Source organism: Minwuia sp., assembly GCF_048263705.1.
GTDB lineage: Bacteria > Pseudomonadota > Alphaproteobacteria > Minwuiales > Minwuiaceae > Minwuia.
The window spans coordinates 65518-90185 of sequence record NZ_JBLXDV010000009.1; the positions used below are offsets into that span (position 1 = coordinate 65518).

At 64.4% G+C, this 24668-nt stretch carries 29 protein-coding genes; 20 read left to right on the forward strand and 9 right to left on the reverse strand.

What is annotated here, in order from left to right:
• Positions 1-42 precede the first annotated feature (42 nt).
• Both ACN0X7_RS13670 and ACN0X7_RS13675 read left to right on the forward strand, forming a co-directional pair.
• Positions 43-1407, forward strand: a complete 1365-nt coding sequence (locus ACN0X7_RS13670) for a TldD/PmbA family protein (RefSeq protein WP_417518161.1) — start codon at positions 43-45, stop codon at positions 1405-1407.
• A 4-nt stretch (positions 1408-1411) separates the two neighbouring features.
• Entirely contained in the window at positions 1412-2197 is a 786-nt protein-coding gene (locus tag ACN0X7_RS13675) for a 3'(2'),5'-bisphosphate nucleotidase CysQ (RefSeq protein ID WP_417518163.1), read from the forward strand.
• 15 nt (positions 2198-2212) lie between these two features.
• Here ACN0X7_RS13675 and ACN0X7_RS13680 read toward each other — a convergent pair whose 3' ends face one another.
• The 4 genes from ACN0X7_RS13680 to ACN0X7_RS13695 all read right to left on the reverse strand — a co-directional run bounded on the left by ACN0X7_RS13680 (position 2213) and on the right by ACN0X7_RS13695 (position 6244).
• On the reverse strand, positions 2213-3049 hold the full coding sequence (locus tag ACN0X7_RS13680; protein ID WP_417518165.1) for a pirin family protein: 837 nt from the start codon (positions 3047-3049) through the stop codon (positions 2213-2215).
• 98 nt (positions 3050-3147) lie between these two features.
• Complete coding sequence (locus ACN0X7_RS13685) at positions 3148-5079, reverse strand: polysaccharide biosynthesis protein (protein WP_417518167.1); 1932 nt, start codon at positions 5077-5079, stop codon at positions 3148-3150.
• Between the two features lie 143 nt (positions 5080-5222).
• Positions 5223-5639 carry a phasin family protein gene (locus tag ACN0X7_RS13690; RefSeq protein ID WP_417518169.1) on the reverse strand — a complete coding sequence of 139 codons (417 nt, stop codon included), beginning with the start codon at positions 5637-5639 and terminating at the stop codon, positions 5223-5225.
• 188 nt (positions 5640-5827) lie between these two features.
• Complete coding sequence (locus tag ACN0X7_RS13695; protein WP_417518171.1) at positions 5828-6244, reverse strand: phasin family protein; 417 nt, start codon at positions 6242-6244, stop codon at positions 5828-5830.
• Between the two features lie 221 nt (positions 6245-6465).
• Here ACN0X7_RS13695 and ACN0X7_RS13700 point away from each other — a divergent pair, with 221 nt between their 5' ends.
• Genes ACN0X7_RS13700 through paaK form a run of 4 tightly spaced genes read left to right on the forward strand, consistent with a single transcriptional unit; the run spans position 6466 to position 9838 of the window.
• The gene (locus tag ACN0X7_RS13700) at positions 6466-7272 is read left to right on the forward strand and encodes an enoyl-CoA hydratase-related protein (protein WP_417518173.1); all 807 of its coding nucleotides are present in this window, start codon (positions 6466-6468) and stop codon (positions 7270-7272) included.
• Between the two features lie 9 nt (positions 7273-7281).
• Positions 7282-8073, forward strand: coding sequence for an enoyl-CoA hydratase-related protein (locus ACN0X7_RS13705; RefSeq protein WP_417518175.1), 792 nt, complete (start codon positions 7282-7284; stop codon positions 8071-8073).
• A 4-nt stretch (positions 8074-8077) separates the two neighbouring features.
• Positions 8078-8530 carry a hydroxyphenylacetyl-CoA thioesterase PaaI gene (gene paaI, locus ACN0X7_RS13710; RefSeq protein ID WP_417518177.1) on the forward strand — a complete coding sequence of 151 codons (453 nt, stop codon included), beginning with the start codon at positions 8078-8080 and terminating at the stop codon, positions 8528-8530.
• Positions 8531-8533: 3 nt separating this feature from the next.
• On the forward strand, positions 8534-9838 hold the full coding sequence (paaK, locus tag ACN0X7_RS13715) for a phenylacetate--CoA ligase PaaK (protein ID WP_417518179.1): 1305 nt from the start codon (positions 8534-8536) through the stop codon (positions 9836-9838).
• Here paaK and ACN0X7_RS13720 read toward each other — a convergent pair whose 3' ends face one another.
• The 3 genes from ACN0X7_RS13720 to ACN0X7_RS13730 all read right to left on the reverse strand — a co-directional run bounded on the left by ACN0X7_RS13720 (position 9839) and on the right by ACN0X7_RS13730 (position 11933).
• The gene (locus ACN0X7_RS13720; protein ID WP_417518181.1) at positions 9839-11158 is read right to left on the reverse strand and encodes a type II toxin-antitoxin system HipA family toxin; all 1320 of its coding nucleotides are present in this window, start codon (positions 11156-11158) and stop codon (positions 9839-9841) included.
• On the reverse strand, positions 11158-11412 hold the full coding sequence (locus ACN0X7_RS13725; RefSeq protein WP_417518183.1) for a helix-turn-helix domain-containing protein: 255 nt from the start codon (positions 11410-11412) through the stop codon (positions 11158-11160). Before ACN0X7_RS13725 ends, ACN0X7_RS13720 begins: the two co-directional genes overlap by 1 nt.
• Before the next feature lie 338 nt (positions 11413-11750).
• A complete protein-coding gene (locus tag ACN0X7_RS13730) occupies positions 11751-11933 on the reverse strand; it encodes a hypothetical protein (RefSeq protein ID WP_417518185.1) in 183 nt (60 codons plus the stop codon).
• A gap of 146 nt (positions 11934-12079) precedes the next feature.
• Between ACN0X7_RS13730 and ACN0X7_RS13735 the strand changes: the two genes are divergently transcribed.
• Genes ACN0X7_RS13735 through ACN0X7_RS13745 form a run of 3 tightly spaced genes read left to right on the forward strand, consistent with a single transcriptional unit; the run spans position 12080 to position 14477 of the window.
• A complete protein-coding gene (locus ACN0X7_RS13735; protein WP_417518187.1) occupies positions 12080-13690 on the forward strand; it encodes an FAD-dependent oxidoreductase in 1611 nt (536 codons plus the stop codon).
• On the forward strand, positions 13687-13878 hold the full coding sequence (locus tag ACN0X7_RS13740) for a DUF2783 domain-containing protein (protein ID WP_417518189.1): 192 nt from the start codon (positions 13687-13689) through the stop codon (positions 13876-13878). Before ACN0X7_RS13735 ends, ACN0X7_RS13740 begins: the two co-directional genes overlap by 4 nt.
• A 5-nt stretch (positions 13879-13883) precedes the next feature.
• A complete protein-coding gene (locus ACN0X7_RS13745; RefSeq protein ID WP_417518191.1) occupies positions 13884-14477 on the forward strand; it encodes a hypothetical protein in 594 nt (197 codons plus the stop codon).
• A 4-nt stretch (positions 14478-14481) separates the two neighbouring features.
• On the opposite strand, the gene ACN0X7_RS13750 is transcribed toward ACN0X7_RS13745, so the two are convergent.
• Positions 14482-15126, reverse strand: a complete 645-nt coding sequence (locus ACN0X7_RS13750; protein ID WP_417518193.1) for a hypothetical protein — start codon at positions 15124-15126, stop codon at positions 14482-14484.
• A gap of 94 nt (positions 15127-15220) precedes the next feature.
• Between ACN0X7_RS13750 and thiE the strand changes: the two genes are divergently transcribed.
• The 9 genes from thiE to ACN0X7_RS13795 all read left to right on the forward strand — a co-directional run bounded on the left by thiE (position 15221) and on the right by ACN0X7_RS13795 (position 22947).
• Positions 15221-15868, forward strand: a complete 648-nt coding sequence (gene thiE / locus ACN0X7_RS13755) for a thiamine phosphate synthase (RefSeq protein WP_417518195.1) — start codon at positions 15221-15223, stop codon at positions 15866-15868.
• A 75-nt stretch (positions 15869-15943) separates the two neighbouring features.
• Positions 15944-16507: an elongation factor P gene (efp, locus tag ACN0X7_RS13760; protein WP_417518197.1), complete on the forward strand. Its 564-nt coding sequence runs from the start codon at positions 15944-15946 to the stop codon at positions 16505-16507.
• Positions 16508-16542: 35 nt separating this feature from the next.
• Positions 16543-17316, forward strand: coding sequence for an inositol monophosphatase family protein (locus ACN0X7_RS13765; protein ID WP_417518199.1), 774 nt, complete (start codon positions 16543-16545; stop codon positions 17314-17316).
• A 97-nt stretch (positions 17317-17413) separates the two neighbouring features.
• Positions 17414-18367: an OmpA family protein gene (locus ACN0X7_RS13770; RefSeq protein WP_417518201.1), complete on the forward strand. Its 954-nt coding sequence runs from the start codon at positions 17414-17416 to the stop codon at positions 18365-18367.
• A gap of 31 nt (positions 18368-18398) precedes the next feature.
• Complete coding sequence (locus ACN0X7_RS13775) at positions 18399-19535, forward strand: flagellar motor protein MotA (RefSeq protein WP_417518203.1); 1137 nt, start codon at positions 18399-18401, stop codon at positions 19533-19535.
• Between the two features lie 2 nt (positions 19536-19537).
• On the forward strand, positions 19538-20896 hold the full coding sequence (locus ACN0X7_RS13780) for a peptidoglycan -binding protein (RefSeq protein WP_417518205.1): 1359 nt from the start codon (positions 19538-19540) through the stop codon (positions 20894-20896).
• Positions 20897-20909: 13 nt separating this feature from the next.
• On the forward strand, positions 20910-21818 hold the full coding sequence (locus ACN0X7_RS13785) for an alpha/beta hydrolase (protein ID WP_417518207.1): 909 nt from the start codon (positions 20910-20912) through the stop codon (positions 21816-21818).
• Positions 21815-22414, forward strand: a complete 600-nt coding sequence (locus tag ACN0X7_RS13790) for a DUF1214 domain-containing protein (protein ID WP_417518209.1) — start codon at positions 21815-21817, stop codon at positions 22412-22414. The genes ACN0X7_RS13785 and ACN0X7_RS13790 overlap by 4 nt, the downstream gene beginning before the upstream one ends.
• Before the next feature lie 5 nt (positions 22415-22419).
• Positions 22420-22947, forward strand: a complete 528-nt coding sequence (locus tag ACN0X7_RS13795) for a DUF1254 domain-containing protein (protein WP_417518211.1) — start codon at positions 22420-22422, stop codon at positions 22945-22947.
• Here the strand turns inward: ACN0X7_RS13795 and ACN0X7_RS13800 are convergent, their stop codons facing one another.
• A complete protein-coding gene (locus ACN0X7_RS13800) occupies positions 22948-23352 on the reverse strand; it encodes a carboxymuconolactone decarboxylase family protein (protein ID WP_417518213.1) in 405 nt (134 codons plus the stop codon).
• A 185-nt stretch (positions 23353-23537) separates the two neighbouring features.
• On the opposite strand from ACN0X7_RS13800, the gene ACN0X7_RS13805 reads away from it, so the two are divergent.
• Positions 23538-23891: an AtpZ/AtpI family protein gene (locus ACN0X7_RS13805; protein ID WP_417518215.1), complete on the forward strand. Its 354-nt coding sequence runs from the start codon at positions 23538-23540 to the stop codon at positions 23889-23891.
• A 1-nt stretch (position 23892) separates the two neighbouring features.
• Complete coding sequence (locus ACN0X7_RS13810; protein ID WP_417518217.1) at positions 23893-24630, forward strand: F0F1 ATP synthase subunit A; 738 nt, start codon at positions 23893-23895, stop codon at positions 24628-24630.
• Positions 24631-24668: the final 38 nt, after the last annotated feature.

The window sequence follows — 24668 nt, forward strand, 5'->3', positions numbered from 1 at the left end:
GGCAGCGGCGTGACTAAGTTGGGGCGAACCCAAGGAGACCCCATGCCAGACACTGCCGCTTCCAGCACCCATCTCACCCTGCTCGACGACCTTCTGAAACGCGCGCTGGCGCACGGCGCGGATGCCGCTGATGCGGTCATGATCCGCAGCGATTCGGTCGGTGCGTCGTGGCGGATGGGCAAGGCGGAGGATCTGGAACGGTCCGAAAGCACGGATGTAGGATTGCGCGTGATCCGGGGAAAGAAGCAGGCCGTCGTCGCGACCACGGACCTGAACCCGGCGGGCTTCGACGAACTGGCCGAGCGCGCCATCGCCATGGCCAAGGTCAGCCCCGACGACGACTATTGCGGACTGGCAGACCCCGCACTCTACGCCACGGACCTGCAGGATCTCGATCTGGACGATCATCCCGATCAGGGGGCCGAACGCCTGATCGCGCGCGCGCGCGAGGCCGAGGAAGCGGCATTGGCGGTCAAGGGTGTGAAACAGTCCGAAGGCGGCAGCGCCTCGGTCGGGCGGACCACGATGGCGCTCGCGATCCGGGGCGAGGGTGCACGGTTCGAGGCTTCCTATTCGGCGTCCAGCCACAGCGTGTCCTGCTCGGTCATCGCCGAGGACGGGAACGGCGCCATGGAACGCGACTACGATTTCTCGTCGGCCCGTCATTTCGAGGATCTCGACAGCCCGGCCGACGTCGGACGCAGGGCCGCCGAGAACACCGTGCGCCGGGTCGGTGCGCGCAAGATGGGGTCGGGCAAGATGCCCATCGTCTATGATCCGCGCGTCTCCGGCGGTCTGGTCGGACATCTGTCGCAGGCCGTGAACGGCGCTTCGGTCGCGCGCGGCACATCGTTCCTGAAGGAGAAGATGGGCCAGAAGATCTTCGCCGACGGCATTCGCATCGTCGATGATCCGCTGCGCCAGCGCGGACTGAGATCGCGCGCGGTCGACGGTGAAGGCGTGGCCGTGCGACGGCTGAACCTGATCGATGACGGCGTGCTGCAGAGCTGGATCCTGGACACGTCGACGGCGAGACAGCTTGGCCTGGAAACCACCGGCCACGCCGGACGCGGCACCGGCGGCCCGCCCTCGCCCGGTCCGACAAATCTGTATATGGAAGCCGGCCGCCTGAGCGTGGATGACCTGATCGCGGACATTCAGGAAGGTTTCTATGTCGTGGAACTGATCGGGATGGGCGTGAACTATGTCACCGGTGACTACAGCCGCGGCGCCGCGGGTTTCTGGATCGAGAACGGCAGGATCGCGCATCCGGTCTCGGAGATGACCGTCGCGGGCAATCTGAAGGACATGTTCCGCCAGATCACCCCCGCCAGCGACCTCACCTTCCGCTACGGCGTCAACGCGCCGACCCTGCGCATCGACGGCATGACCGTCGCGGGAGCCTGATCCCTTGAGCCTTTCAGCGGACCTGCGCGCCGATCACAGCCTGCTTCTGTCCACCGTCCGGCAGGCAGGCGCGCTGGCGATGGACTATTTCGAGACCGATCTGAAGACCTGGGACAAGGGTGACGATCATCCGGTCACCGAAGCCGATATCGCCGTTGATACGCTGATCAAGACGAAGCTGATCGAGGCGCGCCCCGACTATGGCTGGCTTTCGGAGGAAACCGCGGACGATCTGGATCGCCTGAACAGGCGCAGGGTCTGGATATGCGATCCCATCGACGGCACGCGGGCCTTCATGCGGCAGGTGCCGGAGTTCACGGTCTGCGTAGCACTGGTGGAAGACGGCAAGCCCGTGCTGGGCGCAGTCTACAATCCGGCCAAGGACGAGTTCTTCGAAGCAACCCTGGGCGGCGGGGCGCGCCTGAACGGGCGGCGTATCAATCCGTCCGACGTGGACAATTCAGGTGACGCCCATTTCCTGACCGGCAAGCGCAACATGACCTATTTCACCTGGCCGAAACCGGGCGAGGAGATGTTGTGCACCTGGATGAACTCCATCGCCTACCGGATGGCACTGGTGGCGAGCGGCCGCTTCGACGCCGCCATCTCCATGGCGGGCAAGCATGACTGGGACATCGCCGCCGCCGATCTGATCCTGACCGAGGCGGGCGCGAAGTGCACCACGGTCCAGAATGGCGGGTTCATCTATAATCGCGAACGCCCCCGCCATCCCAACCTGATCGCCTGCGGCCCCAACCTGCACGACGAGTTGCTCGACGTGCTGGGCTGAGGCACGTGGCAACGATCAGAACTTGCCGGACTGATAGTCCTGGAAGGCCTGCATGATCTCGTCCTTCGTGTTCATGACGAAGGGACCATAGCGGGCCACGGGTTCGCCGATGGGCTGGCCCGCGATCAGCAGGAAACGCGCATCTTCCAAAGCTTCGACCTCGACCCGGTCACCTTCGGTCAGCAGCACCATGTCGGCATTGCCCGCAACCGTCTCGCCGATCCGAACGCGCCCGCCGAAGACATAGACGAAGGCATTGTGGCCGGACGGGACCGCATGATCGAACGTCTTGCCCGACGACAGGCTGACGTCGAGATAGGTCGGGCTGACCGCGATGTCCTTCACCGGACCGGACACGCCGTTGAGTTCTCCGGCGACGATCCGCACCGAGACGCCTTCGCCCAGATCCACGTCAGGAATCTCGGCGGGATCAATGTCCTGATAGCGCGGCTCGGTCATCTTGCTGCCCGACGGCAGGTTGACCCAGAGCTGGAAGCCCCACATCAGGCCATCTTCCTGTTCCGGCATCTCGGAATGGACGATGCCGCGACCGGCAGTCATCCATTGTGCGCCACCGGGTTGCAGCAGGCCGGAGTTGCCCTGGTTGTCGCGATGGCGCATGCGTCCCGCGAGCATGTAGGTCACGGTCTCGAAGCCCCGGTGCGGGTGCTCCGGGAAGCCTGCGATGTAGTCGCCGGGCTTGTCCGAACGGAACTCGTCAAGCAGCAGAAACGGATCGAAATGCTGCAGGCGCGGGCCGCCCAGGCTGCGCTTCAGCTTCACGCCCGCGCCATCCTGCGCATCGGTGCCGGGAATGATGCCCATCACCTTTCGTGTCTGTGTGTCGGTCATCTGTCTGACTCCTGTTCAAATGTTGTCAAACAGGTGAGGCATCGGACATCGCGTATCAATCGCGGCGGCGGAAACGCATTGTTTCCATCGCGAGCCACTCAGCCCTGCCGGGCCGCGTCGCGTTCGATCTGCTCAAGCTGCTGGCGATATTCGGGCACCAGATCGCGCAGCAGGGACAGCGTGCGTTCGGTCCGTCGCGCACCGGCATGTCCGGCCAGTTCGTCCAGCGCCCGCGCCAGAATCGCCCGGTCTGCCGTGCGTGGCGAGGCGAGCAGGACCCCATCGATCTCGGTCTCGGACAACTCTTCGGAGGCGTGCAGCAGTTCTTCGTAGAGCTTCTCGCCCGGTCGCAGTCCCGTGAACTCCAGGCTGATGTCCTTGTCCGGGACCAGTCCCGCGAGACGGATCATCATCCGCGCCAGATCCTGGATGCGCACCGGGTCGCCCATGTCCAGCACATGAATGCGTCCGGTCTTGTCATCGCGCCCGTCGCTGTGCGCGGCAGACGCCAGCACCAGTTCCACGGCCTCGCGTATGGTCATGAAATAACGCGTGATATCCGGATGTGTGACGGTCAGCGGACCGCCGTTCGCAAGCTGGCGCTGAAACAGCGGCACGACCGACCCCGTGGAGCCCAGCACATTGCCGAAGCGCACCGTGACGAACTGGGTGCGGCGGTTGCCGCCCTGCCGCTGGGCGATGTCCAGCGACTGTGCGTAGGCTTCAGCAAGCCGCTTGGTGGCGCCCATGACGTTCGCCGGATTGACCGCCTTGTCGGTGGAAATCAGCACCATCACGCCGACCCCGTGCGCGATGCAGGCATCGGCGACGCAGCGGGTGCCGATCACATTGGTCAGCACCGCCTCGTCGGGATTGCCCTCTGACAGGGGCACATGCTTCAGGGCGGCGGCATGAAAGACGATCTCGGGCGAGAAGTCCTCGAACATGTGCTCGACCCGCCCGGCGTCGCGCACGTCCGCCAGGAACATGCGTCGCGGCATCTCGGGGAACCGCTCGCTCACTTCCTGATCGATCGTGTACAGCGCGAATTCGGACAGTTCGGCCAGGGCGAGTTCCGAGGGTTCGAGAGCGGAAATCTGACGTACCAGTTCGCTGCCGATGGACCCTCCCGCCCCCGTCACGAGAACCCGGCGTCCCGTCACCAGCGCGCGCATGGCGTCGCGATCCAGCGCCTTCTGGGGCCGTCCCAGCAGATCCTCGACCTCGATCTCGCGCACGACGACCTTGCTGGTAACGCCGGCTTCCAGCGCGCCGATATCTGGCAGGCGGCTGATCGGCAGAGCCAGATCCTCGGTCCGGGCCAGCAGTTCCTTCAGCAGTTCCGGTTCAAGGTTGCGCTTGGTGACGATGACCCGCTGCGGTCGCCGCCCGCGCGCCGCCAGCTGATCGACGATGGCACCCAGTTCCGGCAGCGACCCCAGCACCGCGCGCCCGTGGATGGTGCGACCGACCTGTCCGGACCGGTCATCGATGATGCCCAGCGGATCGTAAGTCGTCTGCCCGCGGTCGACTTCCCGCAGGAACAGTTCGGCCCCCCGCCCGGCCCCGACCAGCAGCACGGGCATCCCGCCCGTTTCCCTCACCCGACCGGTCACCGCGCCAATGCCGCCCTCAGTCAGCATGCGCAGCAGCAGACGCGGCGCGGCGATCAGGGCGACCAGCAGGAAATAGTTGATGAAGGGAACGGTCCGGGGCACGCCTTCCAGACGGTTGTAGGCGAACAGCAGCGGGAAGAAGACCAGCACGATCAACCCTGCGGCGCGCAGGATGCTGGCCAGATCACGGGTCGAGACGTAGCGCCACACACCGCGATGCAGGCCCGAGACGTAGACGGCGACAAACGCGATCGGCAGCAGCATCGCCGATGCTTCCAGCCAGAAGTGCGACGTCTTCTCGAACCCTGCCACACCGTAGCGCAGCAGCAGGGCACCGATGAAGGCGACGGGGGCCATGGCCACGTCATAGATCAGGGACGCGAACGTCTTCCAGGTGGTGCGGGTCCGTTTCAACGCATTCTCGCTAGCTGCCTGATTCCCGACTATCACGGATCGGCACGCCGTTACAGCAGCCGTTCGCGCAGCAGCCGTCGGAAACGCGAAAGGCCCACCGGTCTCCCGGCAGGCCTTCCATCGACGTTCGTACGGCGATCAGGTCACTTGGGGTTGAACTGACCCTTGGCTTCCTCGATGCTTTCCATCAGGCGCTTGTTCAGGATATCGAAGGCTTCGGTCTGCGAACGCGTCGCCATCTCCGACAGTTCCTTGACCTGCGCAGCGGCCTGCTCCATGGCGGCCTTGGCGGCGGCGGCCTGCTTTTCCATGTCCATCTGGTCGCGCATGTTGGTCAGATCCTGCACGGCGGCCTGCGCATCGCTGATCGACTGCTGGGCGATCTGAACCTGGCGCTCGAACACCGCGCGGAAACCGTCCAGCACCATCTGGTTGGCGGCGGTCATGGCTTCGACGTTCTTCTGCTGCATGGAAACGAAGGCGTCCATGTCGAAGTTCGGCAGTTTCATGCCCTGAAGCTGCTTGGTGAATTCGGCAAACGGATTGGCAGGCTTGGTCATTGGGATTCTCCTCAAAGGCGCTTTCGGGCACAGATCGTTCCGGTGCTGCACCGCAACATTCGACGGCGTTATGAAGTCAGGCCGCCCCGACGTCAAGTTCTATTTGTGCACTGCAACAGCAGGGCTGACCCACGAAAAAGCCCGCCAGTTTCCCGGCGGGCCTGATCCGTGGCAGTCGAGTTTCAGGCTCAGTTCATCTTGAACTGGGTCTTGACCTCGTCGATGCCGTCCATCATGCGCTTGTTCAGCACATCGAAGACTTCGTTCTGCGACTTGGCGGCCATCTCGGACAGCTCACGCATGTTCGTGGCGGCCTTTTCCATCGCGACCTTCGCGTTGGCGACCTGTTCGTCGGCGTCAATCTTGGTCTTGCCTTCGGCCATCGCCTTGACGGCGACCTGGGCTTCCTCGACCGACTGCTGTGCGATCTGCACCTGGCGCTCGAACACGGCGCGCATGCCGTCCATGGCGAGCTGGTTGGCGGCGGTCACGGCTTCGAAGTTCTTCTGCTGCATGGCGCTCAGGGCTTCCATGTCGAACATCGGCATCTTCATGTCACCAAAGGCCTTGGTGAAGTCGGCAAACGGGTTTGCTGTCTTGGTCATGGATTAATCCTCCAGTTATGGTCGCCTTTCGGCGCTTCGATTGATTGCTGCACTGCAGCGTGACCCTGTTATGGATATTGCAGCGCAACACGTCAAGGGCTTTTTTGTGCACCGCACAATAAATTTCGAACACATTCTGCAGACCTCGCGGCGTCCGGATTCCCGGTCCGCCTTTATCGGAAGCCCGGTTTGCGCCATAACAGGACATCAGGGAGGGTGAGATGACCGATCAGCAGCCACTGTTGAGAGAAGATCGCGACGGCGTCGCGTGGCTGACCATGAATCGGCCGCAGGCCCTGAATGCGCTGGATCTCGGTCTGACCCGCGCACTGCGCGGCGCATTCACCGACATCGCGAAAGACGGTGCTGTCCGCGCGGTCGTGCTCACGGGCGCGGGCCGGGCCTTTAACGCCGGTGCGGACATGGGCCTGCTGACCCGGCTTTCGGATGCCGGCGACGCGGCTGGCGATCTGGTCGCCGATGCCATCGAGAATGATTTCAATCCGATGATGCGGGCGATGCATGCCCTGCCCGTACCTCTCATCGCCGCGGTCAACGGACCCGCCGCAGGCGGCGGTGCCTCGCTCGCGCTGACCTGCGACATCGTGGTGGCCGCCCGTTCGGCCTATTTCCAGCTCACCTTCGGCCCGAATCTGGGCATCGTGCCCGACCTGGGCGGGTCATGGCTGTTCCCGAACGGCGCAGGCCGTGCGCAGGGCCTCGGCATGGCGCTGACGGCTGAGAGGCTGCCGGCACCGGACGCCGCCGCATCCGGTCTGATCTGGAGCTGTGTCTATGACGACAGGCTGCTGGACGAGGCGGGCGGTCTGGCGAACCGGCTGGCGCGGGGACCGACGCGGGCGTACGGTCTGATCAAGGAAGCCTTCCGTGAACAGGCCACCGCAACCCTGCCGGAACAGCTGCATCTGGAAGCCCGCCTGCAACGCGAGGCAGGGCGCAGCAAAGACTTCGCGGAGGGCGTTTCCGCCTTTATCGAGGGCCGCGCGGCCCGTTTCACCGGACGATAGGACACAGCCATGGATTTCGACCACATCACCTATGAAACGGCGAACGGCATCGCCCGAATCACCCTGAACCGGCCGGAACGGCTGAATGCCTTTGTCCCGTCCATGCCGCTGGAGATCAAGGCAGCGGTCGATCTGGCTGACCGCGACAGGAATGTGCGCGTGATTTCCATCAGCGGCGCGGGACGCGGGTTCTGTGCCGGTGCGGATCTCGCCGCGGGCAGCGCGGCAGCGCCCGACGAGGAGCGCGACGCCGGAAGCGTGCTGGAAGTCGCCTACAATCCCATGATCCTGGCGATGCGGGATTGCGACAAGCCCATCGTGGCGCTGGTGAACGGTCCGTGTGCGGGCGCAGGGATGAGCCTCGCACTGGCCTGCGACATCATCATCGCCGCCGAGTCGGCCATCTTCCTGCAGGCCTTCTGCAACATCGGACTGGTGCCGGACGCGGGCAGCACCTGGTACCTGCCCCGCGCCGTCGGACGCGCACGCGCCATGGGCATGGCACTGCTGGGTGAGAAACTGAGCGCACGGGAAGCCGCCGAATGGGGACTAATCTGGAAATGCGTCGAAGACGACAAGCTGGCGAGTGAAGGCGAAGCCGTTCTGGGCAAACTGGCCAACGGCCCGACGCGCGGGCTGGGCCTGATCCGCAGGGCGGTCCACCATTCGTTCGAACAGTCGCTGGACGAACAGCTGGACCTGGAGCGGGACAGCCAGCGCGTGGCCGGATCCACGAAGGATTTCGCCGAAGGCGTACAGGCCTTCATGCAGAAGCGCCCGGCGAACTTCACCGGAGGCTGACGGCGTGCGCATCGATGCTGACGAGGTCGCACGCCGGGCCGGAAAGGTCATGTATGCGACCGACAATGCCGCTCGCACCCACGGAATCCATGTCGTCGAGGTCACTGCCGGGCGTTCGGTGCTGCGCATGGTGGTGCGTGACACCATGGTGAACGGTCATGATATCGGCCACGGCGGCATGACCTTCACGCTGGCGGACACAGCGATGGCCTATGCCTGCAACTCTTACAATCAGAAGGCCGTCGCCGCGATGGCGCAGATCAGCTTTCTGGCACCAACCTTTTCCGGCGACGTGCTGACCGCGACCGCGACGGAAACCGCCTTGCGGGGCCGCACCGGCATCTATGACGTCGATGTGGTGAACCAGAAGGGCGAGACGGTGGCCAGCTTCCGCGGCCAGACGCAGACCATCAAGGGCAGGCTGGTCGACGACCTGCCCGTGACACGAGAGAGCTGAACCATGACCGACCCGCGCAGCAATCCGGACCCCATCGAGAACGCAAGCCGGGACGAACTCACGGCTTTGCAGCTCGATCGCATGAAATGGTCGCTCGGCCACGCCTACGCCAATGTCCCGCATTATCGTGCGGCATTCGACAAGGCGGGTGCCCATCCCGACGACCTGAAGCAGCTTGCCGACCTGGCGAAGTTTCCGTTCACGGTGAAGACCGACCTGCGCGACAACTATCCCTTCGGCATGTTCGCCGTCCCCCGCGAGAAGGTCGTGCGCATCCACGCCTCGTCCGGCACCACGGGCAAGCCGACGGTCGTGGGCTACACCGAGAAGGACATCGACACCTGGTCCACCGTCATGGCCCGCTCGATCCGTGCCGCTGGCGGGCGGCCCGGCGACATCGTGCACGTCTCCTACGGCTACGGCCTGTTCACCGGCGGTCTGGGCGCGCACTACGGGGCCGAGCGTCTGGGCTGCTCGGTCGTGCCCTTCGGCGGCGGTCAGACCGAACGGCAGGTGCAACTGATCCGGGACTTCGGCGCGAAGATCATCATGGTGACCCCGTCCTACATGTTCGCCATCGCCGACGAGATGCAGCGCCAGGGCATGTCCATCGCCGACAACCCGCTGAAGATCGGCATCTTCGGCGCGGAACCCTGGACCGAGAAGATGCGCGCCGAGATCGAGGCCGCAACCGGCATGGACGCCGTCGACATCTTCGGCATGTCCGAAATCATCGGCCCCGGCGTCGCGCAGGAATGCATCGAGACCAAGGACGGGCTGCACATATGGGAAGACCATTTCTACCCGGAGATCATCAATCCCGACACGGGTGAGGTGCTGCCCGACGGGGAATTCGGCGAACTGGTCATCACCTCGCTGACCAAGGAAGCCCTGCCGATGGTGCGCTATCGCACCCGCGACCTGACCCGCCTGCTGCCCGGCACGGCGCGCAGCCACCGGCGGATCGAGAAGATCACGGGCCGGTCCGACGACATGCTGATCATTCGCGGCGTGAACCTGTTCCCGACCCAGATCGAGGAACTGCTGCTGCAGGACGGCCGGCTGAGCCCGCATTATCAGTTGCAGGTGGATCGCCCGGGCGCGATGGACGAACTGACGGTCCGCGTCGAACCGAAGGTCGAAAGCGCGGGCGACCCGCAGGCCGTCGCCGCCGCAGGCCAGCAGCTCCGCGCGCGAATCAAGACCATGTGCGGCGTCACCGCGAAGATCGAGATCAACGACGTCGGCGGCGTCGCCCGCAGCCAGGGCAAGGCGCAGCGTATCGTGGACAACCGCCCGAAGGGATGATCAGGCGTCAGTCGGGAATGCGGTGCGATCGAAGAGAGAGATCATCCGGTCGCTGACCTGCTCATGAATCCGGAAGGGAAAATCCCTGTCCAGATGCTGGAGGACGTCCTGCAAAGCCTGCTGCGCAGAGGCACGAATGTCTTCAAACACCTCCTGCGCCAGCGTCGCGGGGAGTCTCGCGCTCCTCAGGGTTTCTCCAAAATGACGCCCCTGTATGTGATCCATCCGATAGTGCCGGCGGCGGCCGACACGCATCGCAAGCTTCATCTGTCTCCGCGTAACCGAGCCGGCCTGCAAAGCTGGCTCAGCCGTCAGCACGTCATATATCGGCGTCATCCTGTAGCGACCGCCAGGCAACAGACTGATGCTGAAGTTCTTGGCATGGCCGTCTGTTGCGCCAATCAGCCAGAACAACATCTGAGTTTTCAAAAAATTTCTCTGATCCGCGAAGGGATCGTCACTGCCCTTGAGAACTTCCAGTATCTCCGCGAGTCCAGGTCCGCCATCTGACTGGTATTTCATGGTTGGCGGCACCGACAGGGCCTGGCACATGTCTTCCTGTGGCAACCGCAACAATCGTCCTTCGGCGGTCCATCGGCGGTCGAAGCGCTTGATCACCAGCGCGGTCACATCCCCGAATCGGGCAATGCGCGCGTCATTTACTGTCAGGCCAAATTCAGACAGCAGTTTGAGGCAATAATACTCGTTCTGGACGCTGTCGGTGAGGTCAATGCCTTGCGGCAGTTGACCCCACCGGGTCTTGAGAATGTGCGTGGTAGGCGTTGTGCCGGTGGGTCGGTACCACTGGCCTTCATACCAGTGCAGTGCCGTCTTCTCCTGCGCGCCCGCGATCGAAATCCGGAATGCATCGTCGGGGCCCAGTCCGAGCGGTGCCTTCGACAGGTTTGCCAGCATCTCCTCTATTTGGCGTTCGTCGACCGGCTCACGAGCCAATTCGTTCGTGGTTGCCTTCCCGACCGCATCTTCGGGCAGGAACTGCAGGGCCCCTATGCAATCGCGCCCGATAACGCCGAGCAGGCTGAATGAGTCTGTCCCGGGCGCTCCAACCTTTTCCGCGACCTTCCGGCGGAGCGCTTCGATATCGGGAAGCAGATTGTCGAACACCGCAACGACTGGCTCTCCTCTGTACGGGTCTTCGCGCAGCGGCATGGACAACGACAGGGGAATGGCATTCCGCTGATCCAGCCATTCCTGCGCATACTGGAACTCGATTGCGCCGCTCGCCTGCTTCGAGAGTTGGCCGACAGGACGACCATTCATCAAAACGGCCAACGGGGCTCGTCTTGACCGCCGCGCCACTAGAACAGATCCTCAAGATCAGCCTCTGTGCCGGTGGTTCGGTCGGATATCCTCAGTTCCAGTCCGAGGGCTGCGAGCAGGGCAAGGACGGTATCCAGACGGGATGCGCGCTGAGCGCTCTCAACTTCGGAAATCGTGGATTGGGGAATGCCGGTGATCTTGCTGAGCTGGGTTTGGCTCATCTTCTGCTTTTTTCGGCAGCGCCGGATATGGTTTCCAATCTGCTGCGGGGTTCGGGCAAGAATTGTTTCCATTGCCCATTTATAGGATTTTCGTGATATTCTTTCAATATCAATTTTCAGGATAATGTCGATCTATAGCGAATTCGCCATAAAAAAGAAATATTCCGTATATTGATACATCTGGAAGCCCTGGCCGACCTCGCCACATCAGGAACCACCGCGAACGGCATCAGGATGCCGGCAAACCGCAGAGATGTCGGTCAGGGACTTGATGTTGGCAAATGCCCAATCACAAAGCGTCTGAGAACGCTCAAAGGCATGACAGCCTTCGAGTTCATCAACGAGAAATGGACTTCAGAGCCAGAGAGATCCAGTCTTCATCCAGATCATCTCGTTCCGGGACCAGACAGCTAGGTCTCGGGCACCGCTCCCTTTTCGCGGGCCGGGGCGATGAAGGTCCAGCTGTCGCCCTCGCGGACGATCTCGGTCTTCATGCCGGGATATTTCTCTCCGGCATCCTCTTTCAGGCGCTCGGCCTGCTTCCGTGTCAGCCCGGTTTCCTTGACCGGCTTGAAATCCTCGTCTTCAGACATTCTCGGTCTCTCCCGGACAGCTTCCGATGGCTGTCATGTAGGCACGGCGAAGGTGCCGGACGATCCCGGCGGAGCAAAATGCCGCGCTGGCCCCTTCCCTGACCGCAAGCCAGTGGGCATTCTGGGCTCAACGGAGAGAGAAACCCATGGGCACCTACGACTATCCCACCTTCGATTATCACCGCCCGGCGGAACTGGACGGCGATGTGCCGCGCCGTCCGGTCGCGATCGCAGGCGGGGGTGTCGTCGGGCTGACGATGGCGCTGGACCTGGCCAGCCGCGGCGTGCCGGTCATCGTCTTCGACGACGACAACTCGGTCAGTTTCGGCAGCCGCTCGGTCTGTCAGGCCAAGCGCACGCTGGAAATCTGGGACCGGCTGGGCATCGCCGCACCCATGATGGAAAAGGGCGTCACCTGGAACGAGGGCCACGTCTTTCATGGCGAGGAGAAGATCTACGGCTTCAACCTGCAGGACAATCCGTCCGCCAAGTTTCCCGCCTTCATCAACCTGCAGCAATACTACTGCGAGGCGTTCATGGTCGACCGCGCCACGAACGATCCGCTGATCGATCTGCGCTGGCGGCACAGGGTCACGGGACTTGAGCAGGATGCCGACGGGGTGCGGGTCACCGTGGAGACGCCCGACGGCAGCTTCGTCCAGCCCTGCGACTGGCTGGTCGCCGCCGACGGGGTGCGATCGACCGTCAGGCGCGCCATGGGACTCTGTTTCGACGGCCAGGTGTTCGAGGATCATTTCCTGATCGCCGATATCGTCATGGAAAGCGACCTGCCGCCCATCCGCCGGTTCTATTTCGACCCACCCTGGGGACCGGAGGCCTCCGCGCTGATGCACAAGCAGGCCGACAAGGTCTGGCGGCTGGATTTCCAGCTCGGCTGGGACATCGACAAGGACGAGGAACTGAAGGACGAGAACGTCATCCCGCGCATCAGGCGCATGATCGGCGAGGACACGCCCTTCGAGATGGAATGGAAGTCGATCTACACCTTCCAGTGCCGGTCCATCGAGAAATACCGCCACGACCGGGTGCTGTTCGTCGGCGATGCGGCCCATCAGGTCAGCCCGTTCGGCGCGCGCGGCGGCAACGGCGGCGTGCAGGACGCCGACAATCTGGCCTGGAAGCTGGCGCTGGTGGTGCAGGGTTCCGCCGACGAACGGCTGCTGGACAGCTATCACGAGGAACGCCATGCAGCCGCGGCGGAGAACATCCTCAATTCGACGCGGGCCACCGATTTCATCACGCCGAAGACACCCGTTTCCGAAGTCTATCGCGATGCCGTGCTGGCACTGGCGGCGAAACACCCGTTCGCCCGGACCCTGGTCAATTCCGGCCGCCTGTCGCTGCCCAGGCGCCTGCACGAGAGCAGTCTGAACGGCGCGCACGAACTGGACGGCATCCTGCGTCCCGGCGATCCCCTGCCCTCCCTGCCCGTGACCTGCGCGTCCCGCCCGGAGGCGACGCATCTGACCGACATCACAGGCGAGGGATTTGCGCTGCTGGCGTTCGGCCCGGCGCAATCCATGATCGGCGCCTGCACGCCCGTGCACGTCCTCAGCTTTCTGGACGATGTGGACGATCCCGATGGTGCCATCGCCGAGGCGTTCGGCGCCGAGGACGGCGGCTATGTCCTCGTCCGCCCGGATCAGCATGTGCTGGCCACCTGGCGCGATTTCGATGGGGCCGCCATCGCCGATGCGCTAGACTCCGCGCTCCATCCATCCGCGAGCCCGCCATGAGCCTGCTGAACACCGATCCCAACATCGCCGATCCCGACGGCTTCTATCAGCAGCTGATCGAGACCGTGCAGCATCTGTCACCGGAAGCGGCCTTCGCCTATTCGGCGCGGCTGAACCTGATTCTGGCCAACCAGATCGGCGACAATGAAGTGCTTGCCCAGGCCCTGCGCGCTGCAAGGGACGACTGAAGGCCTTGGCGCTTCCCACCCGCACCGAGATCGCCAACGGCCTCAACGGCACGCTGCTGCTCGCACGTCGGGATCCGGCGGGCGTGGGCTGGCTGGACGGTTCGGTCGACGGCTTCTGGAAGTCCTTCTTCGCCGCCGTGCTGCTGGCACCCTTCTATGCCCTGATGCTCTGGATCGCGCGCTACGCCGACATGCCTGACGCCGATCTGGGTTCCGTGTTCCTGATCGAACTGGCGTCCTACGCCGGTGCCTGGTTCTTCTGGCCGATGATCGCCTCCGAACTCTGCCGGTTTCTGGATCAGGGATTCGACGCCCGGCGCTATATCGTGGCCTGCAACTGGTCGGAAGTCTGGATCATGCTGATCCGCCTGCCCATCGTCACGCTGGGCGTGGTCGGGCTGCTGGGCGGCGGCATCTATTCGACGCTGACGCTGATCGCCCTCATCGTCGTGCTGGCCTACCGCTATGTCATCGCGAAGGAAACCCTGCCGGCGAACGCCGCCGTGGCCTGGGGATTTGCCTTCGCCGATTTCCTGGCGGGCATGCTGTGGCGCGCGGGCACCGAGATGGCCGTCGCGCCCTATCTGGTGGCGTCCTGAAGGTTCAGATCTTCTCCAGCCGGCGCGTGATGCCCTCGATTTCGGGGACCGTCGCATAGATCGCCGGGTGTTCCGCCTTCATCCGCGCGAAATAGTCCGCCATCGGCAAGGCGGAGTTCCTGATCAGGCCCCGCAGACGATCACGGTCGAACAGCAGGCTGCAGCCGCCGATCCAGGCTTCCTCGGTGCCTACATCCCTGCCGGTGGCACTTCGGGTCCATCCGGCGACAATCCCCGCCACATCGACCTCGGCGACACTCATGGCCTGCAGGGCGACAGTGGCGCGGTCCGCCCCCTCGGCCAGGGTCTGAAGACGGGCATCCTCCATCTCGATACCCCGCCGCACGGCCTGACCGGTCGCCCGCTGCAGCAGCAGGTTCACCTCGCCCAGCCAGTCGGCATGTTCGGGGAAGTACTCCGGGCACTGTCCGGTCAGCCTGTTCATGAAGCTGTACCAGTAGGTGCCGCGCCGCAGGTCCCGGTCGACCAGGGACCAGTGCCGGCCATCGACGCCGCGCACACCCGTCAGCGTGCCATCGGCATGCAGGACGGGTTCATCGAATTCGGGCGGCGGCAGGGGCTCCCCGCCACCGCAGGCCGCCAGCACCAACGGGAAAACAACACCGGCAATCAGACACAGCACGCGCATCCCGGCCTTTTAGCACGAACCGGCGGGCTTGCCGATGCCGGTTCCGGATCACCGACCCGGTTGCGCGCACGCCGCGCAATGGATATCAGGCAGCATGGATCAGGAAACCGACTGCCGTCTCTATCTCATCACCCCGCCGGCGATCGATGTTGCCGCGTTCGGTGACACACTTGCCGCCGCGCTGGACGCCGGTGATGTCGCCTGTCTGCAACTGCGGCTGAAGGACGTGGACGATGATGACATCCGCCGTGCCATCGAACGCCTGATGCCGATTGCACACCAGCGCGATGTGGCCTTCATCGTGAACGACCGGCCCGATCTGGCCGCCGAACTGGGCGCGGACGGCACCCACATCGGCGATCAGGACGGCGCGTATGCCGATGCGCGCGGTCTGGTGGGCGACGATGCGATCGTGGGTGTCTCCTGTTACGATTCCCGGCAGTTGGCCATGGAGGCCGGCGACGCGGGCGCGGACTATGTCGCGTTCGGCGCGTTCTTTCCCACCACGACCAAGGTGCCGAAGTCGAAGGTTGAACCGGAAATCCTCAGCGCCTGGTCGGCGATGACGATCGTTCCCTGCGTGGCCATCGGCGGGATCACGGCAGACAACTGCGGACCGCTGGTCGCCGCAGGTGCCGATTTCCTGGCGGTGGTGAACGGCGTCTGGGGTCACCCGGACGGACCGGCCGCGGCGGTCAGGGCGTTCGAGGCTGCGATTGCAGCGAACCGCCCCGGCGTGTAAGAGAGCGCCTGCACTCAGCGCGGCTGACCGGCACCGGTCCTGCGCACCCGTCCAACGTTACCGGGAATCCTGACCATGAAGATCAACGGCAACGCCATCCGGCCCGGCAATGTCATCGAGCACAAGGGCGGCCTGTGGAAGGCCGTGCGCATCCAGCACACCCAGCCCGGCAAGGGCGGGGCCTATCTGCAGGTGGAATTGCGCAATCTGCGCGACGGCTCGAAACTGAACGAACGCTTCCGGTCGTCGGAAACGGTCGAGCGCGCCCGCCTGGAGCAGAAGGCCTACCAGTATCTGTACGCCGACGGGGAACTGCTGACCTTCATGGATACCGAAAGCTATGAGCAGGTCCAGATCAGCACCGACCTGATGGGCGACGAGACGATCTATCTGCAGGACGGCATGATGGTGCAGGTCGAATTCTACGAGGAAGAGCCGCTGGGCGTGATCCTGCCGGAGCATGTGACGCTGGAAGTGACCGAAACCGAGCCGACCGTGAAAGGCCAGACCGCCGCCTCCAGCTACAAGCCCGCGATGCTGTCGAACGGCATGCGCTGCATGGTGCCCCCCTTCGTCGACGTGGGCGAGAACATCGTCGTGGCCACGGCCGAAGGCGAATATGTCAAACGCGCGGACTGACCCGGAAATTGCGTAAATCAGCACTTATCACCGTCATGGAACGGGCCGCCCGCAAGGCCGCCCGCGGCCTGATTCACGACTTCGGTGAGGTCGAGCAGCTGCAGGTGTCCCGCAAGGGACCTGCGGATTTCGTCTCCAACGCCGACACCAAGGCCGAAGAGGTTCTGCGCGAGGAACTCGCCCGGGCACGCCCGGATTTCGGTTTCATTCTGGAAGAAGGCGGCAAGGTCGAGGCCAGGGACGGCGAAAGCTACTGGGTCATCGATCCGCTGGACGGGACGACGAACTTCCTGCACGGCGTCCCCCACTTCGCGACCTCGATCGCACTGGTGCAGCGCGGCGACATCAAGGCGGGCATGATCTATGCCCCGGCAGTGGACGAGATGTTCTATGCCGAGAAGGGCAAGGGGGCGTTCGTCAATGACAAGCGTCTGCGCGCGTCGGGCCGGACGCGCATGTCGGACGGCCTGTTCGCGACAGGTATCCCGTTCATGGGCAAGCCTGGCCACGACACGCTGCTGGCGGAACTGCGCGCGCTGACCGATACGGTTTCCGGCATTCGCCGGTTCGGCGTCGCGTCGCTGGATCTGGCCTATGTCGCCGCAGGCCGTTTCGATGGCTTCTGGGAACGCCACCTGCAGCAATGGGATATCGCAGCCGGTATCATCATCGTCCGGGAAGCGGGCGGACTGGTCACCGATATCACCGGCGGGCGCCGGATGATGGAAACCGGCGACATCATCGCGGCAAACAACAGCTTGCACGCGCCTCTGCTGAAATCACTCAAGGCTGCCGTCGCAAAACCTTGACGGGCTGGCGTTTCTGCCTTCCGTTGAGTTATGTTCTGCGCAATCAGTACCGCGGAGGATTCTGGTGAGACCTGTTGACCGGTTTGGCGTTTGTCTGATGGCTGTTCTGGGCGCGCTTCTGGCGTCGCCCGCCGCATCGCAATATGCCGGAGAAACCATCATCATCGATGGCAATGGCGCACGTCCGGCCGGATCCACATCCGATGTCTTCGTGCCGCAGCCGCTGCCGGTCGTGCCCGGAGCAGGCAACCCGGCCCGGGCGACCATGCCTTTCAACACCAGCCGCGGCCCGGTGATGGCCGGTCAGAATACGTCGCTGCCGCCGCGCCGGTTCTCGAAGCAGGACCGCATCGTTCTGCGTCCGCCGTCCGGTTCCGGGCGGCCAGCCGCGGCGCCGCAACGCACGGCCACACCGTCGCCTGCGCCCGCCCCCGCGCCACAGACCGCCCGCGCGGCCCCGTCGCCCAGGGCCGAGCCACCGCAACCGGTGCCCGCGTCGGAACCCATCAGGGTGGTGCCGAAGCCCGAGCCGAAACCGGCTGAAGCCGTTGCCCGCGTCGAACCGGCTGCACCGGCACCCGTGCCGCCCGCCCCCGCAAGGGTCGAACGCCCGGCGAGCGAGATCACGCCGCCCGCCGCGGTACAGCAGCCCGCACCGGAACCGGCCGCGCCGGTTGCCACGCCCGCACCCGCCTCACCGGCACCCCGGGTCGCGGCGGTGACACCTCAGGCGGCGGCGCCCGATGTCACCCGGATCCTGTTCGACGGCCCGGAGACCGATGTCTCGGCATCCGGCCTGGCCACGCTGCAGTCCATCGCCGAATCCGCGAAGGGCGACCGTTCGATGCGCATCCAGGTCGAGGCCTATGCCGACAGCGATACCGAGACCGACGTCTGGAAGCGGCGCGTGTCGTTGCGGCGTGCCCAGAATGTCCGCCGGGTTCTGCTCGACAGCGGCATCGAAAGCTTCCGCATCCTGGTTCGCGCGCTTGGCGCACCGACCAAGGGCGGCCCCGGCAACCGTGTCGATGTGAAGATCGCGACGCGCTGATGTACAGTTCCAAGCAGGGAAGCAGGTTTCGATGACCCAGCCTTCGTCCTATCTGACACGGATCGTCATCTTTCTGGTTCTGGTGCTGGTCGTCATCGGCGTCCTGCATGAACCCGTGATCGCCGCCTTCATGACGAACCCCGTGCTGAACGGCCTGATCATCGCGTCCCTGCTGATCGGTATCGGCTATGTGCTGCGTCAGGTCCTGTCGCTGCGTCCCGCCGTCCGCTGGGTCGAAACCTACCGGCGCAACGAACCGGGTCTGTCGATGCAGGCCCCGCCGGAGATGATGTCGCCGCTGGCGACCATGCTGCAGGAGAAGAAGGGACGCGTCAGCCTGTCGGCCACATCCATGCGCTCGCTGCTGGATTCGATCGGCGCACGGCTGGATGAAAGCCGCGACATGACCCGCTATCTGGGCCGGCTGCTGATCTTTCTGGGCCTGCTGGGCACCTTCTGGGGACTGATCCAGACGATTGACGCGGTCGGCAATATTTTCGGCGGCATGTCGGTCGGCGGCGGCGGAGGCGATACTTCGTTCGATGACCTGATGGTGCGCCTCAACGGCCCGCTGCAGGGTCTGGCAACCGCCTTCTCGTCGTCGCTGTTCGGCCTGTCCGGCGCTCTGGTGCTGGGCTTCCTGGACCTGCAGGCCGGTCAGGCACAGAACCGGTTCTACAACGATCTGGAAGAGTGGCTGTCCAGCTTCACGCGCCTGTCCAGCGGCGCAGGCGGCATCGCCGACGGCGACGCCTCGGTGCCCGTCTATGTACAGGCCCTGCTGGAACAGACCGCCGACAGTCTTGAGAACCTGCAGCGGATCATGGCCCGCTCCGAGGACGCACGCGCTTCCGGCAACCAGACATTGCTGCAACTGTCCGAACGGCTGGCCAGCCTGACCGACCAGATGCGCACCGAACGCGACCTGATGGTCAAACTGGCCGAGGGCCAGATGGAACTGAAGCCGATCCTGCAGCGCATCGCCGTCGCGACCGAGCAGAACGGCGGCGATTCCAATGCCGACACGCATTTGCGCAACCTGGATGTCTATGTGGCGCGGCTGCTGGAGGAGACATCGACCGGACGACAGCAATCGGTCGATGAAATCCGATCCGAGATCAAGGTGCTGACGCGGACCATCGCGGCGATCGCTGACGAGGGACGCTGACCGTGGCACTTTCGCGCCGACGTTTCAGGGGAGGCGACGACGACACGACCTGGCCGGGGTTCGTCGATGCGCTGGCATCGCTGACCCTGATCCTGATTTTCGTCTTCGTGCTCATGATGCTGGCGCAGTTCTTCCTCGACCGGGAACTGAGCGGCCGCGACGCCGAGCTCGAACGGCTCAGCGCCGAGATTTCCAGCCTGCAGAGCCTGCTGTCCAGCGAACGCCGCGCCAACGAGGACTTGCGCCAGAACGTGTCGCAGCTATCCGCGGCCCTGAGCGCATCCACCGCCGAGCGGGACGAACTGGCGCTGCAGATCGCCACCCTTCAGGACCGCGCCGAGAAGGCCGAGCGCGAGCTTGAGAACCTGCAGACCTTCACCGAGGCCGACCGCGCCGAACTGGAAGCGAAACTGGCCGAACTGCGCGCGCGGGAGGCGGCGCTGGCACGGCTGCGCGACGAATCGGAAAGCAGCCGCGTGGAGGCTGAGGAATCCTACAACGAACTGCAGTCGCTCTATTTCCAGACACAGGATCGCGTCGCGGAACTGGAGAAGCAGGCCGTCGAGACGGAGACCCGGATCCTCGGTCTGGAGAACGACCTGTCCAGCGCGTCCGAGCGGTTGAAGGCCACGCTGGACGATCTTCAGGGCGCACGCGATCAGATCGCCGAGCAGGAAGAAGCGACCGAACGCGCACGGGGCGCGCTGTCCGAAGAACAGCGCATCTCCGAAGCCGCCCGCAAGCAGATCCACCTGCTCAATCTGCAGATCGCCGACCTGCGCAAGCAGCTGGCCGATATCCAGGGCCTGCTGGACGAATACGAACGCCGCGACGAGGAGAGCAAGGCCACCATTGCCGATCTGGGCAAACGGCTGAACCGGGCTCTGGCCAGTCAGGTCGAGAAACTCGCCCGCTACCGGTCGGAATTCTTCGGGCGGCTGCGCGAGGTGCTGGCCGATCAGCCCGGCATCCGCATCGTCGGCGACCGGTTCGTGTTCCAGTCCGAGGTGCTGTTCGCTTCGGGCAGCGCCGACCTGGGTGTCGCCGGCCAGATCCAGCTGACCAAGCTGGCGGAAACCCTGCGCAAGGTGGCCGACGAGATACCCGCCGATCTCAACTGGGTGCTGCGTATCGACGGCCATACCGACGCCCGGCCGATCAACACGCCGCGCTTCCCGTCGAACTGGGAACTGTCCGCGGCGCGCGCGATCGCGGTGGCGAAGTTCCTGTCGGACCAGGGCATCCCGTCCAATCGCCTCGCCCCCACCGGTTTCGCCGCCTTCCACCCGCTGGAAACCGGCAACAGCGAACTGGCCATGCGCCGCAACCGGCGCATCGAACTGAAGCTGACGCAGCGATGAGCGGGCAACAGTCTTGAGCTGGCAGTCCGCACTGGTCGCATGGCAATTGCGCCGCAAGTACCGCAAGCCGGGCGAGGGTCTGGATGGTGCCAGCGCCGAGGAACTGGCCATGGCGTTCAACCGCCGCGCGACCGAGTCGCGCCGGTTTGTCCCCGGCCCGCCGCGCGCGCTGCGGATCGAGGCCACGCAACACGGTGAATGGGCAAGGCTGAAGGATCTCGACGCCGCCCGGACGGTCTTCTATTGCCACGGCGGCGGATATGTCTGGGGCGATGCCGAGGACTATCGCGAGTTCGCCGCGCGGCTCGCACGGAAAATGTCGGCTGAAGTCTTTCTGCTGAACTATCGCCTGGCACCTGCGTGGCGCTGCCCTGCGCCGCTGGAGGATGCGCTTGCCGCCTGGGACGCCGCGCTTGAGCGGGGCATGGACCCGGCCCGCACGGTCATCGCCGGGGATTCCGCAGGCGGCGGCCTCGCGCTGGCGACCATGATGGCCTTGCGAGATCGGGGTGACCCGCTTCCCGCCGCCGCCTTCCTGATGTCGCCCTGGACGGACCTGTCCGGCTCGGGCGAATCGCTGCAGACCCGCGACGCGGCCGATCCCATGCTCGGCCCCGAGGGGTTGCGGGCAATCGGCGCGCTTTATGCCGGTGATGCGATGGCACTGAACGACTGGCGCGGGTCGCCCCTGTTTGGCGATCACACGGGGCTGCCGCCCGTCCTGATCCAGACCGGCGACCGGGAAATCCTGTTGTCCGACAGTGCGCGGCTGCACGAAAAACTGAAAGCTGCGGGCGTTTCCTCGGAGCTGCGCGTGTGGGACCGCATGTATCACGTCTGGCAACTCGGCGCCTTCTTCGTGCCGGAAGGACGGCGCGCCATCGAGGAACTCGCCGCTTTCGTCGAACGGACCGTGCCGTGAACATCGCTCGCTTCCGCCCCGAGTTCGAAGCCAGACGGTTCTATCTCGTGCTTTCAGGGATACTGGTCGGCGGCATACTGGGTGTCGGGTCGGCCCTGTTTGCGGTGAAAACGGTGTCCGATACGGAATCGCCGCGCATCGGTGCCTGGCAGGCCCTGGCCGACCCCCAGGCCGCGGAACCGAACTTCTGGCTGCGGACGGCGTGGGCGCTGTCCGGACAGTTCACCCTGCGCGGGGACACGCCGGTCCATTACACCGCCATCGCGGACGATGCGGGTGACCGCCTGAAGGCGAATTGCACCTATCACCTGAACGGCCCCGCAATCGGGGCCGACTGGTGGTCGCTGGCGGTCTATGGCAAGGACCATGCGCCCGTCACAACAGCCGCCGGACGCTGGTCGGTGACCGCGGACGACGCCCGGCCGGACAGTCCGGCCCGCGTCCAGATCCAGATCGGCGGCAGCGACCCCGGCGGTCTGTGGATACCGACCGGCGATGGCGAGGGCACCATCTCGATGACATTGCGGGTCTACGCACCCGACGCGCTCCTGGGTGACGGCGATCTTTTCAGCATCGACCGGGATGCGTGCGGATGAGTGTGATGCAGTTACGCCAGGCCGGCCGCTGGATCGGTTTCACGCTGCTCTTCTCGGCCATCGTCCATGTCGGGACGGTCTGGCTGATTCCGCAGATGACCATGCGCGGCGTCCTGGAACGCACGGGCGACGCGGCGGGCTACAACAGGCTGGTTCACATGCCCCTGGCCAGCGCGGAAAGCCGGATATTTCCGAGACCCGCCCCGGCGGTCGCCACCTCGTTCTGCGCCTATGACCTGCTGAACGGTCCGGTTCGGGTCTCGATCCCGCCGACAGCCGCAACGGTGTCGATCAACGGCTATTCGGACAGGACGGACAATTTCCTTTCCGTCTCCGGAAGCGCGGCCAATAACGGCTGGCAGGGTGTCCTCACGTTCTCCGGGACAGGCGACGGGCAGAACGCCATCGTCGCGCCCGACCGGAAGGGTGTGATCATGGTTCGCCGCCTGATGCGGGCCGGCGATGACCGGGACGCCATGGTGCAGGAGCGTGCGGCGATGGTCTGCGAACCCACCCGGGAAGCTTCGCGCTGATCAGGCGTCGGTATCGAACGCCGTATCCACCGGAACCTTCATGCCGTTGACCAGATGGTTGGTGCGCGCCGCCGTCGATACGATTCGCAGCAGTTCGGCGTGTTCGCCATCCGTCATGCCCTGGGCCTTCGCCGAGGCTGTGTGCGAATGAATGCAGTAATCGCAGGCATTGGCGATGGAAACGGCGATGTAGATCATCTCCTTCGTCTTGGCATCCAGCAGCGTCGGCCTGGCCATCAGATCGCGGACATCGGTCCAGACCTGTTCGAGCAGGGTCGGATCGAAGGCCAGATAGAGCCAGAAGTTGTTGATGAAATCGGTGCCGCGCGTGGCGCGGATATCGTCGAAAACCGCCTTCACACGCGGATCGGATTCGGGATTTGCGGGTGCGGAAACGGTTGCCATGGCGAAACCTTTCTGGATGTCTGATCTGGGAAGCAGAAGCCAGACTAGACAGACGGTTGACGCTTGCCGAGCGGCGGCGCGACAGGCGCACGCTGGTGCGTCATTTGGTCCGTTGGGGCCGCGTTGACCGCTTATTGGCCCCGGCTTAGGTTGCGCCCGCTTCCTGTCCGGTAGAGATTTCCGTCATGGCATCCGAGAATGGCAACGATGGTGATCGGCTGGGGGCGCTGAACGACCGCATCAGGGCAGCGCGCGAATCCGGGCCGCAGGGCAGGGATAAGAAGCGGGCCGAGAAGCGGGAACGGTCGAGAGCCGATGGTGTTGCCTGGCGGATTTCCGCCGAGCTGGTCGCGGCTTTCATGGTTTGCGGGTTTGTCGGCTACTGGCTGGACGAATGGCTGGGAACCAGACCGTGGATCATGGTCGCCGGGTTGTTGCTTGGCGGCGTGGTCGGTATGAGAAATGTGTACGTGGTGGCCAATCGCATGTCGAAGGCCGCTGAAGAGAAGACAGACGACGAACCGGAAAGGGACAGATAGCATGGCCGCTGGCGAGAGCCCCCTGCATCAGTTCGAAATTGCCCCGATCATTCCCATGGAAATCGGCGGCGTCGACGTCTCTTTCACCAACTCCGCATTGTGGATGGTGATCGCCGTTATCGTCAGCACCGTGCTGCTGACGGTGGGCATGCGCGGCCGCGCCATGGTGCCAGGCCGCCTGCAGTCCATCGCCGAGTTGAGCTACGAGTTCATCGCCAACATGGTGAAGGACAACGCCGGTTCGGAAGGCCGCCCGTATTTCCCGTTCCTGTTCACCCTGTTCTTCTTCATCCTGTTCTGCAATCTGCTGGGCATGATCCCCTACAGCTTCACCCCGACCAGCCACATCATCGTGACCTTCGCACTGGCTTTCGTGGTGTTCGTCGGCGTGACCATCATCGGAATCGTCAAGAACGGCGTCAGTTTCCTGAAACTGTTCGCACCGTCCGGCGTGCCGATCTTCCTGCTGTTCATTCTGGTGCCGATCGAGATCATCTCCTACTTCGTGCGCCCCATCTCGCTGAGCCTGCGGCTGTTCGCGAACATGATGGCCGGCCACACGATGCTGAAGGTCTTCGGCGGCTTCGTCGTTTCCCTGGGCCTGATCGCCGGCTGGGCGCCGCTGCTGTTCATCGTGGCGCTGACGGGACTCGAAATCGGCATCGCCCTGCTGCAGGCCTACGTTTTCGTGGTGCTGAGCTGCCTGTATCTCCATGACGCCCTGCATCCGGGTCACTGATCCGGCGAAGGGCACGCGTTCACTGTTATCCTCAACCT